Genomic DNA, 15,920 nt, shown 5'->3' on the forward strand with positions numbered 1-15,920 from the left:
TTCTAACGACATCGGCTGTCCGCCGTCGGCAATAGGATAACCGCCGTGAAGACCTGTTCTCCGGCCCACAGGTGCTTGCCCCGGAATGTGAGGCCGGCCCGGAATTCGTCCGACAGGTCGGTCAGCAGGCGAAGGGAGAAGGAACCGGCGGCGGAATCGAAACCGACCACTTCGGCGTCCGTGAAGTCGAACATGCGTCTTGCGATCGGGTAGAGACATTTGAACAGCGCTTCTTTGGCGGAAAAGCAGGCCGTCAGCGTCGGGCGCGGCAACGCATCCGCGCGCTGCATGAGGCTCGCTTCCGCTGCGTTGAAGCATAGCGACGCGATTTCGCCGGCGGCCTGGGGCGACATGACGGACTCGACGTCAATCCCGACTCCGCGCACGTCCGCGCGGCGAGCCGCCGCGGCATAGACGAACCCGTCCGAATGGCTGATGGATCCGATGAAGCCCCGCGGCCAGGCAGGCGAGCGGTCGGCGTTCTGGGCGACGTCGCACCGGCCGGCCCCAAGCTGTGCCAATACTTCGGCGGTCAGGCGGCGCCCGGCACGGAACCGGACCTCCGTGGCCGCACGCCGGGATTGCCTGTCCGTGGAGTGGAGAGGCGGGACAAACGGCAAAACCCCACAAACGACGCCGGTATTCGCGAAGAATTCCGTTTGCACGATCGCGGTCAATCGGGAGCCGGAAGATGCTCCGACGGGATCTGGTGCGAAGCGATATGTCATCGGCGCTACACCGGATCTCCGCATGACATCGACCCCGATACAATAATCAATTGTCTTCGCAAGCAGTAAAGACGGTCGTTCCGCAGTTATAATATTCGTACAAAATATTTCGTGCTGTACAATACCATGGACAGTTGTATTGGGGGAAAAAATCTCTACTATTCCAGTCACGGGCGCGTGCTAGCCACGATGTAGTCGTTCGGACCCAATAGTTTCTGTCATCTGACAAGTCCGCATACATGTTCGTGTGTGGATGACGACGGGTTTGGACGATTCTTTGAAAGAGTCGCGCGTGCTGACCATTCCGATAGCCGTTGTAAACGCAAGTACACTCGTGGACGCCGAAGAAGTACTTGCATCAACGGCCGCGCTGCAAGTCCAGGTGCGCCGCGACTTCGCGCCCGCCTGGGGCGTGGGTGCGGATCTGGCGATCGTCGCCTCCGGCCAAGCCCCGCCCACCGGCGCCTGGTGGGTGGTGATCCTGGACAACTCCGATCTCGGCGGCGCGCTGGGTTATCACGATCTGACCTCGCAGGGTCTGCCGATCGCCAAGGTGTTCGTGGAAACCGCCAGGAAATCGGGGCAGGACTGGACGGTCCTGCTCAGCCACGAAATTCTCGAAATGCTGGCCGACCCGTTCGACTGCCTGACCGCGCTCGCGCCGGGGGCCTATGGCACTTATCTCTATGCCTACGAAAACTGCGACGCCTGTCAGGCCGACCAGTTCGGCTACAAGATCGGCGATCAGCTCGTATCCGATTTTTGCCTGCCGGCCTGGTTCGATGCCGGCGCCGCCGCATCGGGCGGCCCGTTCGATTTCAAGCTGCACATGAAGCAGCCCTTCGAGCTGCTCCCCGGCGGATACGCGATGTGCTGCAATCTCTCCTATTATGCCGGGTGGCAGCTGGTCACCGCGCCTGGCCAGCCGCCGGCCTTTTCCACGCGCCCGAGGGTCGGCAGCAGGCGCGAGCGGCGCAGGACCGATCAGACCAGTTGGCAAAAGAGTGTCGTCAAGACGGGCGGCGACTTTCGGACGGCCAAATTGATCCGCCCGCAACCCGAGTTGTTGTCGAAGCTGTCTGCGTCGGGATAGCCGCGATATTTCCCGCGCGGCAATCGCGTCGACAAGATTGGTAATTGAGCATCGTTCAGTACGGTCGCAACAACGATAGAGGTCGCAGCTCGCTCGAAGGCGCGGGCGAATGTATCGGCGGCCTCTTCTGAAAGGACGCAACAATGCAGATACCCAAACAGCCTCGCACGAAAGCCGTGTCCGCGGCGATCGCGAAACCGGACACCAAGCCGATCGAACATCAGAAAGGCCCCGCAACCATGTCGCTGCAAGATCTCAACGAGCAAATACAGCAGGCTTACAAGGGCTACGCGGAGGAACTGAATTCCGCCTACGCGGACGCGCAAACGGCGCATGCCAAGGCCTATCTGGCGTATTTGGACGCGCTGCACCAGATCGTGCAGCCGGGCCGGGATCCGACGCTCGAATATTGGAAAGCCGTCCTACAGGCGCCGCAGGACGCGCAAGCGACCCTCGATGCGCATCACAAATTCCTGGTGGCGGCCGCCGATCAGCAAACGACAAGCCAGAAGGCGGTCGCCAGCGCCGCCACAAGTTACACCCAGGCGATCCACGAAATCGGCGAACAGCTTCAAAACGACGTCAAACAGCACAACACGACGATCGCGAACACGTTGAAGGATGCGGTGCTGAACGCGAATTTCAACGTCGCGGACATCCCGGTGCTCTCGGCATTCTATCAGGGCATCAGAGCGACGAGCGCCGCGCCGGAGAGCGACACATCCACGCCTTCGTGACGGTACGGACGGGGCCTTATGCCGGGTGGGCGGCGCTGGAAATCATCGGTATGGCGAATAGCGATGTCGACGTAACGGGCCGCGTTCGGGCGGCCGATTGCCGTGCAAGCGGCCACGGCCGCGCGCGCGGGAAAGTTTCGCCATGACGAACGACGCGGCCGCCTTTCCGCTGTCGTTCGCGCAGCGGCGCCTGTGGTTTCTCGAGCAGCTCGAACCCGGCAATACGTTCTACAACTTGCCGCTGGCGGTGCCGCTGAACTTCGCGGTCAATGTCGCCGTGCTGGAACGCAGCATCAACGAGATCGTCGGCCGCCACGAAGCATTGCGCACCGTGTTCGACACCATCGACGGCGAGCCGATGCAGCTCGTCTGCGAACCTTTTCCGCTTCCGTTGACGGTCGTGGATTTCCGCGCGCTGCCCAAGGACGAGCAGGACGCCGAAACGGCGCGGCTGACGGCGGAGCTGGCGCAGCGTCCGTTCGATCTTGGACGCGGGCCGCTGTTGCGTGCGGCCCTGATCCGGCGGGGCGCGCAGGACAACGTCTTCGTCCTGGTGATGCACCACATCGTCTCGGATGGCTGGTCGCTCGGCATATTCTGGCGCGAACTCATCGCGCTCTACAATGCGTTCTACATGGGCGGGCCGTCGCCGCTGCCCGAATTGCCGATCCAATACGCCGATTTCGCGGTGTGGCAGCGCGAGGAACTTCAGGGCGAGCGACTGGCGCGTCTGGTGGACTATTGGAAGAGGCGACTTGCGGACCTGCCGGTGCTGGCGCTGCCGACCGACCGCCCGCGGCCGCCGGTTCTCAGTTACCGCGGCGCGGTCCAGGAGTTGACGCTGCCGCGAGGCCTGACGGGTGCGCTCCGCGCGCTCAGCCAGCGCGAGGGCGCGACGTTGTTCATGACGTTGTTTTCCGCGTTCGCGGTCGTGCTGCAGCGCTATAGCGGCCAGGACGATATCGCCGTCGGACTGCCGTCCGCGAGCCGCAATCACAAGGAGCTCGAAGGACTGATCGGCTTTTTCATCAACTCCCTGGTCCTGCGTGCCGACCTTTCCGGCGATCCTACCTTTCGCGAATTGCTGACGCGGATACGCGAGATCGCGCTCGACGCCTATGCGCATCAGGAATTGCCGTTCGAAAAGCTCGTGGAGGAGCTCCAGCCGGAGCGGGATTTGAGCCGCAATCCGCTTTTCCAGGTCAGTTTTCAACTTTTTTCGGTCCCCGGCGAGCGTGCTCAAGCGGGGCAGGCGGAAGCCGCGCCCGCGGTCAGCGTCAATCGCGGTTCGGCGATATTCGATCTCGCGGTCAATCTCTGGGAAGCCCCCGAGGAGATCGGCGGGCAGCTCGAATTCAGCACCGATCTGTTCGATGCGCCGACCGTCGCGCGGCTCGCCGGCCATTTCAAGACGATGCTGAAGAGCATCGCGGCCAATCCGGACGCCAGGCTCTCCGAGCTGCAACTCCTCGGCGATGCCGAGCTGCACAAGATGCTTTTCGAGTGGAACGACACGCAAATGCCGATTCCGCCCTTTTGCCTTCACGAACTGTTCGAGCAGCAGGCGGAACAAAGGCCGCAAGCCGTTGCGGTCGCGGATGGAGCGGAGATGCTGACTTACCGCGAGACGAACGGCAGGGCGAACCGGCTCGCCCATCGCATGCTGGCGATGGGCGTCGAACGCGGCGATCTCGTCTGCGTGTGCCTGGAGCGCGGCACCTCCTTGGTGGTGAGCCTGCTCGCGGTTCTCAAGGCCGGAGCGGCGTATGTCCCGCTGGATCCGGGTTATCCCGGTGAGCGTCTTGCATTCATGATGGCGGACAGCGGCGCCAAGCTCCTCTTGAGCACATCGGCAATCGCGTCACGACTGGGCGCGGTTCTCGCGCCCGCTCTGTTGCTCGACGACGAGGCTGCCTTCGAAGGCATGAGCGACGTCAATCCGGGCCTCGGCGTGACGCCGGAGGATCTCTGCTACACCATCTACACGTCGGGATCGACCGGCGAACCGAAGGGCGTCGCGGTTCCCCATTGCGGCTTGATGAACCTCGTGGCCTGGCATCGCCAGGCATTCGCCGTATCGTCGTCCGACCGCGCGAGCCAGTTGGCATCCGTCGCCTTCGACGCCTGCACCTGGGAGATCTGGCCCTATCTCGCGTCGGGAGCTTCGCTGCACGTCATTGCCGACGACGTCCGCGGTTCGCCTCCCACCCTTATCCGGACTTTGATCGACAAGAAGATCACGATCGGATTTTTGCCCACGCCGCTAGCGCAGATCGTGTTCGAGGATCCGGCCTGTATCGGTCTCGAAATGCGCTATCTCCTGACGGGCGGCGACAAGCTCACGCGTCCCGCACCCTCGGGCAGCGACTTCGTCGTCGTGAACAATTACGGGCCGACCGAATATTCCGTGGTGACGACATCCTGCGTGCTCGGCAAGCACCAGAGCCTGTTGCCGCCGATCGGGCGGCCCATCGCCAATACGCAGGTCTACGTCCTGGACAGCCATCGCAAGCCCGTGCCGATCGGCGTCGCGGGCGAACTCTATATCGGCGGCCTGGGCCTGGCGCGCGGTTACCACAACCGTCCGGCGCTCACCTCCCAATCGTTTGTCGCGAATTCGATTCCCGGCACGCCCGGCGAGCGGCTCTACAAGACCGGCGATCTTGTGCGCTATCGCGCGGACGGCATGCTGGAATTCCTGGGCCGCAAGGATCATCAGGTCAAAATTCGCGGCTTCCGCGTCGAACTGGGCGAGATCGAATCGGCCTTGACCGCGCATGACGGCGTACGCGAAGCCCTCGTCATGGTCTTGCCGCAGGCCGGCGACAGCGGACGCCTCGTGGCCTATGTCGCGCCGCAGGAATTTCGCCGCGACGGCAATGGTACCTCGCCGGACATCGCGGACGGGTACGAACTCGTCGCGATCCTGCGCGGGTATCTGCGCGCGCGCCTGCCCGAATTCATGGTCCCCGGGGATTTTGTCGTCCTTTCCCATCTGCCGCAGACACCCAATGGAAAGATCGACCGGCGTGCGCTGCCTTCTCCCCAGGCCGCCCGGGACGCCACGGGCGGTTCCTACACCGCCCCGCGCACGCCCCTGGAGGAAGTCGTTGCCTCGATATGGGGCGAGATTCTCGATGTCGAGCGTGTCGGGATCGACGACAATTTCTTCGAGGTCGGCGGGCATTCGCTTCTCGCGGCCCGGCTCATTTCCCGGGTGCGCGACTGGCTGAAGGTCGAAGTGCCGCTCAAGACGCTGTTTCGCTTTCCCACGCCCGCGCAATTCGCCGCCAATCTTATCGCAACTGCCCCAAACCCCGCCGCGATCGAGAAGACCGCCAAGCTGATCCTATCGCTATCGGACATATCCGACGCCGAAGCGCGGCAGATGCTTGCGCGGCCTTCGCCGCCCATCGACGAAAGCATTCGCCCATGAAGGCGCAGACCTTTTCCGCCGAGAAACGCAACCTGCTGGACGCCCTGCTCAAGGACGAGGACGGTGTCGAAACGGCGACGACCGGCATTCCGCTTCGCAATCTTCAAATCGACGGCATGGATGCGTTTCCGCTGTCGTTTTCGCAGCTTCGCCTCTGGTTCCTCGACCAGCTCGAGCCCGGCAGCGCCTTCTACAATTTTCCGCTGGCCGTTCCGTTCAATGTCGCGGTGAATACCGCCATCCTCGAACGCAGCATCAACGAGATCGTCAAGCGGCATGAAGCGCTTCGCACGGTGTTCGGCTCGGTGGGCGGCGAACCGGTGCAGATCGTGCTGCCGGAACTCGCTCTACCCCTTGCGGTCTTCGATCTGAGGTCGCTGGACAAGGAGGCGCAGGACGCCGAAATGACGCGGCTGGCCGCGGAATGGGCGCAGCGGCCGTTCGATCTCGCCCGCGGACCGCTGCTCCGCACGGCCTTGCTGCGGCGCGGGCCGGACGACAACGTATTCCTGCTCGTCATGCACCACATCATTTCCGACGGCTGGTCGCTGGGCGTGTTCTGGCGCGAGCTAATCGCGCTCTACAACGCCTTCTACGTCAACCGTCCCTCGCCGCTTCCCGAGCTGGCGATCCAATATGCCGATTTCTCCGTCTGGCAGCGCGAGCGCCTGCGGGGCGAGAGACTCGAGGAACTCGTTTCTTACTGGAAGAAGCAGCTCGCCGGGATGCCGGTGCTGCAGCTTCCGACGGACCGGCCGCGGCCGCCGGTGCTCTCTTATCGCGGCGCGTTTCAGGAGCTCGTTCTGCCCCGCGCCCTCACCGACGCGCTGAGGACGCTCAGCCAGCGCGAGGGCACGACGCTGTTCATGACGCTTTTCGCGGCGTTCACGGTTCTGCTGCAGCGTTATACCGGCCAGAGCGACATCGTCGTCGGCTCCTATGTCGCCAGCCGAGATCGCGCCGAACTCGAAAACCTGATCGGCTTCTTCATAAATTCGCTCGTCTTGCGCGCCGACCTGGCCGGCGATCCGACGTTCCGCACCTTGCTCGGGCGGGTGCGCGAAATGGCGCTCGATGCCTATGCGCATCAGGAGCTCCCTTTCGAAAAGCTCGTCGAGGAGCTCCAGCCCGAACGCGATTTGAGCCGCAATCCGCTCTTTCAGGTGAGCTTTCAACTGTTTTCGGCGCAGGCCGAGCGCGGCGCGGCGGCCGGACCCGACGGGACCCCGACCATCGATCTCAACCGCGGCATGGCGATCTTCGACATCGCCGTCAATATCTGGGATGGACCGGATGGGCTGAGCGGCCATCTCGAATACAGCACAGATCTGTTCGACCCGGCCACGATGGCGCGGCTTACGGGCCATTTCCGCAACCTGCTGAAAAGCGCGGTGACCAGCCCCGATGCGAAGCTGTCCGAGCTCGACATGCTGAGCGAATCCGAAAAGCGGCAATTGCTGGTCGAATGGAACGACACGAGCGCGGAGATTCCCGAGGCCGGCGTTCACGCGCTTTTCGAGCAGCAGGTCGCGCGAAATAGCGACGCCGTGGCGCTCGTCGCGGAAGGCGCCAGCATCACATACGGCGAGCTCAACAGGCGCGCCAACCGGCTCGCCCACCGCCTGCGTCTCATGGAGGTCGGCCCAGGATCGGTGGTCGGCATCTGCTTCGAACGCGGCGGCGACATGGTGGCGGCGATCCTTGCGGTCCTCAAGGCGGGCGGCGCCTATCTGCCGCTCGATCCGAGCTATCCGTCGGAGCGTCTCGCGTTCATGCTGCAGGACAGCGGCGCGAAGATCGTCATTTCCGAAGAGCGTGCGTTCGGGCGCCTGCCGCCGCATGACGCCGAAATCCTGCGCATGGACGACGACGCCGTATTCGCCGGCCAGAGCGAGGCGAACCCGCCGGCCTCAGCCGGGCCGGACGATCTCTGCTATGTGATCTACACATCCGGCTCGACGGGAAAACCCAAAGGCGTCATGGGCCCGCATCGCGGGACCGTCAATCGCCTGCAATGGATGTGGTCGGCCTATCCGTTCGAAGCCGGCGAGACCGTATGCCAGAAAACGGCCCTCAGCTTTGTCGATTCGATCTGGGAATTGTTCGGCGGATTGCTCCAGGGCGTCAAAACATTGGTTCTCCCGGACGAGACGGTCAGGGATCCGCGCAAGCTCGTGGACGCTCTTGCTAGGGCGAAGGTCAGCCGGATCGTCCTGGTGCCGTCCCTGCTGCGCGCGATGCTGACGAGCGGCATCGATCTGGCCGCGGAACTTCCGCATCTGAAGTTCTGGACGCTGAGCGGCGAGGCGCTGTCCTACGACCTGTTCACCGATTTCCGCCAGGACGTTCCCCACGCACGGATCCTCAACCTTTACGGATCTTCGGAGGTCGCCGCCGACGTATTGTGTTGCGATCTGGGAACGACGGAGCCGGTCGCGAAATCGGTGCCGATCGGGCGGCCGATCGCGAACACCGAAGCCTATGTGCTGGACCGCGATCAGAACCTGGTTCCCATCGGTGTTCCCGGCGAACTGTATGTGGGGGGCCATGGGCTTGCGCGGGCCTACCACAACCGGCCGGAACTGACCGCCGAGAGCTTCATCGCCAGCCCGTTCGATGGGGCGAAGAGCGCCCGTTTGTACCGGACGCGCGATCAGGTCCGCTACCGGGCCGACGGACAGATCGAGTATCTGGGGCGGCTCGATCACCAGGTGAAGTTGCGCGGCTACCGCGTCGAATTGGGCGAGATCGAGACCGCTCTGGCGGAGCACCGGCTGGTCCGCGAAGCGGCGGCGTCGGTCGTCCAGGTCGGCGGCGAGGAAAATCGCCTGATCGCCTACGTGGTCCCCGCAGACGGCGACGGCGCGAACGTCGCGGACGATCCGGGCGCGGAACTCGCATCGCGCTGGCAGACCGTCTGGAACGAGACCTATGTCGGCACCGAGGCGGGCAGCGGATCGTTCAACACCATCGGCTGGAACAGCTCCTACAGCGGGGAGGCGATTTCCGAGCCCGAAATGCGCGAATGGGTCGAGCAGACGGTCGACCGCGTTCTCTCTTTCGCGCCGAAGCGGGTGCTCGAGATCGGGTGCGGCACCGGCCTCGTTCTGCTGCGCGTGGCCGATCGCTGTGTGGACTATGTCGCAACGGACTTCTCGCGCATCGCGCTGGACCAGGTGCGTCGCGAAATCGAAAAAGCGCCCGAGAAATATCGGTGCGTTTCGCTCCTCGAACGCGAGGCGACCGATTTCGACGGCCTGGAAGGACCGTTCGACCTCATCATTCTCAATTCGGTGATCCAGTATTTCCCCGGCGCTCCCTATCTCGCGGAGGTGTTGAAGGGCGCGCTCGGCCTGCTCGCCCCTTCGGGTTCGGTCTTTATCGGCGACGTGCGCAGCCTCTCCTTGCTGCGCGGATTCCACACGGCCGTCGAATTGCATCACGCGCCCGACGACCTCTCGGCCGATGTCTTGAGTGCGCGCATCCACCGGCAGGTCGTGCAGGAGAAAGAGTTGGCCGTCGATCCCGCCGTTTTCCACGCGTTCGGACCGGACGTTGCGCAAGTCACCGTGGATTTGAAGCGCGGAACGCTCGTCAACGAGATGATGCAGTTCCGCTATGACGTGACTCTGCGCCGTGAGGCGGCGCCATTGGCGTCCTCTCCGGATAGCTGGATGGACTGGCGGGCGGACGAAATGACGCTCGAGCGGCTGCGCGATCTCCTGTCGGCCGAGCGGCCTGCGGTGCTCGGCGTGACGGGCGTTCCGAATGGGCGGCTGGGCAAGCCGATGAAGGCGCTCGAGCTTCTCGCCACGGCGTCCCTTGCGGCCGCGGGTGAATTGCGCCGGGCCGTCGAACGGGCGGAACATGACGGCATCGATCCCGAGGCGGTGTGGGCTCTGGGCGGCGAGTTCGACTACGACGTTGCGGTGGGCTGGCTCGGATTGGGCGGCGACGGCTGCTACGACATCGTATTTCGGCGCCGCGAACCGTCTTCGCCGCACCGCGGCTTCGGATTCCCTTCGGCCGGCATGGCGCATGGCGCGGCGGGCGAGCAGCACGTCACCAATCCGGCCGCCGGCGTAAGGATGCAGATTCTGATCGCCGACCTGCGTGCGCATCTTCAGAAGCGTCTGCCGCACTACATGGTGCCCGCTTCGATCGTTGTGCTCGAAAATCTGCCGCAGACCCCGAACGGCAAGGTCGACCGCCGCGCCTTGCCGGCGCCCAACGCGGTCCGCGACCGTTTCGTCAACACCTATGTCGCGCCGCGCAACCGCACCGAAAGGCAGCTTGCCGCCATCTGGTCCGACGTTCTCAACGTGGAGCGGATCGGCGTGCGCGACAATTTCTTCGAGCTTGGCGGCCATTCGCTGCTTGCGACGCAGCTGGTGTCGCGCATACGGATCGAGTTCAACAGCGAAATGCCGGTGCGCGCGATCTTCGAGATGCCAACCATCGCGGCGCTCGCGATGAAACTCGACCGTCGCCCCGGCGGCGCGCAGCGGCCGGCGGAATCGGGGATCGGAAGAATTTCGCCCGCCGGGGCCTTGCGGGCGTCGGCCAACAAACGCAACGGACGATCGGGACGCGCGTCGTGAACTCTCCAGACGATCCTTCGCCGAACGTGGATTTGTGTCGTCTCGGCACCGGGCATGGGCCTATCGCGCTGGTCTGTCTGCCCTATGCGGGCGGCGGAACGTCGATCTATCGGTCATGGCCGAAGGCGCTGCCCGGCGTTGCCGTCTATGCGCTCGGCCTGCCGGGGCGGGAAGGGCGGCTCGCGGAAGAGCCGTTCGCGGAGATCGGCGCGCTTGTCGCCGCGACGGCGGCCGCGATCCTGACCGTTGGCCCAGAACCCTACGCGCTGTTCGGCCACAGCATGGGCGCGCTGGTCGCGTTCGAAACCGCAAGGCGGCTGCGGCACCAGGACGCCGTCGCGCCGGCCCACCTCTTCGTGTCGGGATTCCGGGCGCCGCATCTGCCCGATCCCAAACCGCCGCTCCACGATCTGCCGCATGCGCGATTCATCGACGAACTGCGCCGCATCAACGGCGACGCCTTCGATCCGGACGGCCATTCGGAGTTGCTCGAACTGATGCTGCCCACGCTGCGCGCGGATTTTCGGCTGGTTCAGACCTATGCCTATCGCGCCGAGCCGCCGCTCGTTTCGCCGATCACGGCATTCGGCGGCCTGGGCGACACGGATGTCGACGAGCAGCAATTGCTGGGGTGGCGGCGGCACACTTCGGCATCCTTCGCGCTGAAGCTGTTTCCGGGCGGGCATTTCTTCCTTCAGACCGCGGCGGACAACCTGCTCAAGGAAATCGGCCTGCGCCTCAATCCGCAACCGACGAATCCATCCTGGCGATCGAGGGAGACTTGAAATGCGCCGCATGTTCAAAAGCAAAATCCACCGGGCGACCGTCACGGATGCCGATCTTCACTACGAAGGAAGCCTCTCGATCGATCGCGATCTGATGGCCGCGGCGGACATCGTCGAATTCGAGGAAGTTCACGTCTGGAACGTGACGCGCGGCACGAGGCTGACCACCTACGCCATCGCGGCGCCCAAAGGCAGCGGCATCATCTGCACGAACGGCGCCGCCGCCCATCTCACCAAGGCCGGCGATCTCGTCATCATTGCGACATTTCACGACGTCGATGAGGTGTCGGCGTCCTATGCGCCGATCGTCGTGCGGGTCGACGAGAAAAACCGTATCGTCGGACTGCAGCCGGAGACGGCGGGGCCGGCGCGGGCGGCGTAACAGCCTGTCAGTGCGCCGTCTGGGCACCGTCGATGACGAAAGTCTGACCGGTGGCGAAGCTTGCCAGGTCGGAGCACAAATAGAGCACCAGGCCGGTGATCTCCTCCGGCTTGGCGGCCCGGCCCACCGGACTGTGCGCCAGAAGCGCGGCCCGAAACTGCGGATCGTCCAGCCAGCGCTGGGTCATCGGCGTCTCGACGAAGCCCGGCGCCAGCGCGTTGATGCGGATGTTCTGCTTGGCGTAGTCCAGCGCGCCGGCCTTGGTGAGGCCGATCACGCCGTGCTTGGCCGCGACATAGGGCGCCATGCCGGGATCGGCGACCAGTCCGGCGATCGAAGCGGTGTTGACGATCGCGCCGCCGCCTGTCTTCAGCATATGGCGGATCTCGTACTTCATGCACAGGAACACGCCGAGAAGGTCGACCGCCAGGATATCGTCGAAGGTGTCGTCGGCCATGTCGGCCAGCGGCAAAGTGGGCGGCAGGATGCCGGCATTGTTGAAGGCGCAGTCCATGCGGCCGAAAGCGGAGACCGTGGCGTCGACGAGCGCGGCGACCTGATCGGCCTTGCGTACGTCGCAGCGCTTGAAGAAGGCCCGGCCGCCGGCGTCGGTGATGACCTTGGCGGTCTCTTCGGCGCGGTCATCGACATCGCCGATGGCCACGCTCGCGCCCTGCCGCCCGAAAGCCAGCGCGGTTGCCCGGCCGATGCCGGTCGCGCCACCTGTGATCAGGACGGTCTTGCCCGTGAAGTCCAGCAGGCGATCGACCATGTTCCCATCCTCCTGGCGCGAATCTCAGCGCGCCACCCAATCCCCGTATACCGGGCGACCAGTCCCCGCAACTTCGCGGGACAGGGCTATTCCGCCCAGTAGATCGATACGGGCACGTCGCTCTGGTGCAGCACGGCGCGCACGGGCTGCGACAGCACATCGTGACCGGCCAGGGCGCTCTTATAGGCCGCCAGCTTCGCCTCGCCCCGGATCAGAACCGCGATCCAGCGCGCGTCCAGGATCGCGCGCAGCGTCAGCGTCATGCGTTCGCCCATCGCGGTGACGTTCGGCGGGTTCACCGCGCGCACCAGTGCGGGATCTTGCCGGTCCAGCGCCTGCGCCAGTCCCTCGGAGCCGGGAATGAGCGACGCCGTATGTCCGTCCGTCCCCATTCCCAGCAGCATGACATCGAACGGCCGCGGCATCGCGGCCACCGCGGCATCGACATCGGCCTGCGCCGCGCGGGCCGTTTCGTGCGGCGTCTTGAACGGCACCAGATGGGCGGCGGCGGCCTTGCCCCGCAACAGGCGCGTGCGCGCCAGATGCTCGTTGCTGCGATCCGTCGTCGGCTCGGTCCAGCGCTCGTCCGAAAGCGTGATCTCGACATTCTTCCAGGGCACGTCGCGCGTCGCCAGCACGTCGTAGAAATCGCCCGGCGTCGTTCCGCCCGAGACGACGAGCCCCGCGCGCCCGCTGCGCGCGACGCCGGCGCTCAGGCGCGATCCAACTTCTTCCGCCAAAGCGCGATGCAGATCGTCCGCGCGATGGAATCCGACGAAGGACGGTCTTGCCGTATTGGCGGCGGTGTCACTCATACCAGCTATGTCCGTTGCGTTCGGTCAGCGCGATGGCCGATGACGGGCCCCAGCTTCCGGCGGCGTAGGGAGCGGGCGGCGTGCCTTGCCGCTGCCACCCCGCGACGATGTCGTCGATCCACGTCCATGCCGCTTCCGCCTCGTCGCGGCGCACGAACAGCGTGCTGTTGCCGCCCAGCGCTTCCAGCAGCAGACGCTCATAGGCGATGCGCCGCCGGGTCCGCTTGAATGTGTCGCTCAGGCTCAGGTTCAGGCTCAGCGGCCGCAGCCGCATCTGTTCGAGATCCGGCGTCTTGTTCATCAGCAGGAGCGCGATCTCCTCTTCCGGCTGAAGGCGGATGGTCAGGCGGTTCGCCAGCAATTCGTTTCCGGCGAAGATCGAATGCGGCACTTCGCGGAACTGGATCACGATCTCCGACTGGCGCCGCGGCAACCGCTTGCCGGTGCGCAGATAGAACGGCACGCCGGCCCAGCGCCAATTGTCGATATTGGCCTGGATCGCGACGAAGGTTTCGGTGCCGCTGGGGCGGCCGCCGGCCTCGTCGGCATAACCTTTGACCTCACGGCCTTCGGCGAAGCCCGCGCCGTACTGTCCGCGCACGGCCCTCCTGGCGATGTCGCGGCTGTCGATCGGGCGCAGCGAATGCAGCACCTTCACCTTCTCGTTGCGCACCGAATCCGGATCGAGGTTCGCCGGCGGCTCCATCGCCACCAGGCACAGCAGCTGGAGAAGATGGTTCTGCACCATGTCGCGGACCGCGCCGTACTCGTCGTAATAGGACCAGCGATCCTCGACGCCCACGGTCTCGGCGACGGTGATCTGCACCTGCTCGATGCTGACCTTGTTCCACAAGGGTTCGAACAGCGTGTTGGCGAAGCGCAGCGCCAACAGGTTTTGCACCGCCTCCTTGCCGAGATAGTGGTCGATGCGGAAGATGTTTTCCTCGGCGAAGGTCCGCGCCAGCGAATCGTTGATCGCGCGGCAGCTTTGCAGGTCGCGGCCGATCGGCTTCTCGACGACCACGCGGCTGCGCGGGCCCGCGAGCCCGGCGGTCTTCAGATGGCCGCAGATCGCGCCGTAAAGGCTGGGCGAAGTCGAAAGATAAAACAGGCTGTCCTCGGTCCCGCCCAGCGCATCGCGCAGGTTCGCGAACGAGGTTGCGTCCGTCGCATCGACCGCGGCATGCCGCAGGCGCTTCGCGAAACCCTCCCACGCCGCGTCGTTGTAGCGCTCGCCCGAACGGCTTCTGACCCATTCGCGCACCCGCGCGGCAAAGGCTTCGTGCGTCATCGCGGCGCGGGAGCAGCCGATGATCGTCAGATCGGCCGGCAGCAATCCTTCCGTTTCCAGGAAATAGAGCGACGGGAACAGCATGCGCTGCGCCAAATCGCCAGTGGCGCCGAAGATCGCGAGGACGCGACTGGCGGTCATCACCAGACCCTTGCGCCGTCGATCCAGGTTTCCTGAACGCCGAGCGCGTCGTCCATCACGACGAAATTGGCCCGCTGCCCTGTTGCGATCGTGCCCATCTCTCCGCCAAGCCCGAGAAAAGCCGCCGGGTTCCGGCCGGCCATGGCGACCGCCTCGGCGAGATCAACGTTCATCAGGCTCATAGCGTTGCGCACCGCGCTCGCCATGTCGAGGTCGCACCCCGCCAGCGTGCCGTCCGGCGCTATGCAGACGCCGTCCTTCACCGTGATCGTGCGGCCCTGCAGCGTGAACGTCTTGGTCGCCGCCCCGACGCTGGGCATCGCGTCGGTAACCAGCATCAGCTTGTCCGCGCCCTTGCAGGCCAGCGCGATGCGCAGAGCCGCGGGATCCACATGGTGGCCGTCGGCGATGATGCCGCACCAGCTCGCCGCGTCGTCCAGCGCCGCGCCAACCGTTCCCGGCTGGCGCGCACGCAGCGGCGACATCGCGTTGAACAGATGCGTGAAGCCGGTGAGCCCATGGTCCAGCGCGGCGCGGATGTCGCCATAGGCCGCATCCGTATGTCCCGCCGATACGATCACGCCCGCCCCGGCCAGCGCCGCCACCATGTCGGGCGTGGTCTGTTCCGGCGCCAGCGTGACCAGCGTCTTGCCGCGCTTGAACGACGTCAACAGCTCGAACGCTTCTGTGTCCAGCGCGCGGAAATTCGCCGCGTTGTGGATGCCCTTGCGCTCGGGATTGAGGAACGGCCCTTCGATATGGATGCCGAGCACGCCTGGCACGCCTTCCTGCATCGCCGCGTCGACGGCAGCGATCGCGGACCGGATGAGCGCGAGGTCGCCGCTGATCAGCGTCGGCAGAAAACCGGTCGTGCCGAACCGCGCATGCGCCTGGGCGATGGTCCGCAGGGTCTCGATGCCCGGCGCATCGCCGAACAGCACGCCGCCGCCGCCATTCACCTGGACGTCGATGAAGCCCGGCAGCAGCAGCCTGCCGCCCAGATCGTGGCGCGCCGCATCGGCCGGAATATCGCCCTGGCGCACGACGCCCGTGATGCGGCCGCCTTCGACCAGCACCGCGTGCTCCGCGATCGCGCCGCGGTCCGTCATCACCCGGCCGTTGGTCAAGGCGGTCTGCAT

Annotated in this window: 11 protein-coding genes; 6 read left to right on the forward strand and 5 right to left on the reverse strand. The window is 65.0% G+C overall.

Annotated features, from left to right (window positions below):
• Positions 1 to 2: 2 nt before the first annotated feature.
• Positions 3 to 677 (reverse strand): 4'-phosphopantetheinyl transferase superfamily protein, encoded by a 675-nt coding sequence (locus WDM86_03525; GenBank protein ID MEI9989086.1) that lies wholly within the window; start codon positions 675 to 677, stop codon positions 3 to 5.
• A gap of 343 nt (positions 678 to 1,020) precedes the next feature.
• Here WDM86_03525 and WDM86_03530 point away from each other — a divergent pair, with 343 nt between their 5' ends.
• From WDM86_03530 to panD, 6 genes are all read left to right on the forward strand, one after another.
• Positions 1,021 to 1,821, forward strand: a complete 801-nt coding sequence (locus WDM86_03530) for a hypothetical protein (GenBank protein ID MEI9989087.1) — start codon at positions 1,021 to 1,023, stop codon at positions 1,819 to 1,821.
• Between the two features lie 176 nt (positions 1,822 to 1,997).
• A complete protein-coding gene (locus tag WDM86_03535; protein MEI9989088.1) occupies positions 1,998 to 2,558 on the forward strand; it encodes a hypothetical protein in 561 nt (186 codons plus the stop codon).
• Between the two features lie 142 nt (positions 2,559 to 2,700).
• Positions 2,701 to 5,994 carry an amino acid adenylation domain-containing protein gene (locus WDM86_03540; protein MEI9989089.1) on the forward strand — a complete coding sequence of 1,098 codons (3,294 nt, stop codon included), beginning with the start codon at positions 2,701 to 2,703 and terminating at the stop codon, positions 5,992 to 5,994.
• Positions 5,991 to 10,595, forward strand: a complete 4,605-nt coding sequence (locus WDM86_03545; GenBank protein ID MEI9989090.1) for an amino acid adenylation domain-containing protein — start codon at positions 5,991 to 5,993, stop codon at positions 10,593 to 10,595. Before WDM86_03540 ends, WDM86_03545 begins: the two co-directional genes overlap by 4 nt.
• Complete coding sequence (locus WDM86_03550; protein ID MEI9989091.1) at positions 10,592 to 11,380, forward strand: alpha/beta fold hydrolase; 789 nt, start codon at positions 10,592 to 10,594, stop codon at positions 11,378 to 11,380. The genes WDM86_03545 and WDM86_03550 overlap by 4 nt, the downstream gene beginning before the upstream one ends.
• Before the next feature lie 10 nt (positions 11,381 to 11,390).
• Positions 11,391 to 11,762, forward strand: a complete 372-nt coding sequence (panD, locus tag WDM86_03555; GenBank protein MEI9989092.1) for an aspartate 1-decarboxylase — start codon at positions 11,391 to 11,393, stop codon at positions 11,760 to 11,762.
• A gap of 7 nt (positions 11,763 to 11,769) precedes the next feature.
• Here panD and WDM86_03560 read toward each other — a convergent pair whose 3' ends face one another.
• From WDM86_03560 to nagA, 4 genes are all read right to left on the reverse strand, one after another.
• Complete coding sequence (locus WDM86_03560) at positions 11,770 to 12,534, reverse strand: glucose 1-dehydrogenase (GenBank protein ID MEI9989093.1); 765 nt, start codon at positions 12,532 to 12,534, stop codon at positions 11,770 to 11,772.
• An 86-nt stretch (positions 12,535 to 12,620) separates the two neighbouring features.
• On the reverse strand, positions 12,621 to 13,349 hold the full coding sequence (gene pgl, locus WDM86_03565; protein MEI9989094.1) for a 6-phosphogluconolactonase: 729 nt from the start codon (positions 13,347 to 13,349) through the stop codon (positions 12,621 to 12,623).
• Positions 13,342 to 14,781, reverse strand: a complete 1,440-nt coding sequence (gene zwf / locus WDM86_03570; protein ID MEI9989095.1) for a glucose-6-phosphate dehydrogenase — start codon at positions 14,779 to 14,781, stop codon at positions 13,342 to 13,344. Before zwf ends, pgl begins: the two co-directional genes overlap by 8 nt.
• Positions 14,781 to 15,920, reverse strand: coding sequence for an N-acetylglucosamine-6-phosphate deacetylase (gene nagA, locus WDM86_03575; GenBank protein MEI9989096.1), 1,140 nt, complete (start codon positions 15,918 to 15,920; stop codon positions 14,781 to 14,783). The genes zwf and nagA overlap by 1 nt, the downstream gene beginning before the upstream one ends.

It is taken from the genome of Rhizomicrobium sp. (genome assembly GCA_037200045.1).
Classification (GTDB): domain Bacteria; phylum Pseudomonadota; class Alphaproteobacteria; order Micropepsales; family Micropepsaceae; genus Rhizomicrobium.

Bases quoted from the DNA above. Each gene is read 5' to 3' on its own strand.
- WDM86_03540 (MEI9989089.1), top strand. From the start codon at position 2,701: ATGACGAACGACGCGGCCGCCTTTCCGCTGTCGTTCGCGCAGCGGCGC.
- WDM86_03545 (MEI9989090.1), top strand. From the start codon at position 5,991: ATGAAGGCGCAGACCTTTTCCGCCGAGAAACGCAACCTGCTGGACGCC.
- panD (MEI9989092.1), top strand. From the start codon at position 11,391: ATGTTCAAAAGCAAAATCCACCGGGCGACCGTCACGGATGCCGATCTT.
- WDM86_03560 (MEI9989093.1), bottom strand. From the start codon at position 12,534: ATGGTCGATCGCCTGCTGGACTTCACGGGCAAGACCGTCCTGATCACA.
- pgl (MEI9989094.1), bottom strand. From the start codon at position 13,349: ATGAGTGACACCGCCGCCAATACGGCAAGACCGTCCTTCGTCGGATTC.
- zwf (MEI9989095.1), bottom strand. From the start codon at position 14,781: ATGACCGCCAGTCGCGTCCTCGCGATCTTCGGCGCCACTGGCGATTTG.
- nagA (MEI9989096.1), bottom strand. From the start codon at position 15,920: ATGCAGACCGCCTTGACCAACGGCCGGGTGATGACGGACCGCGGCGCG.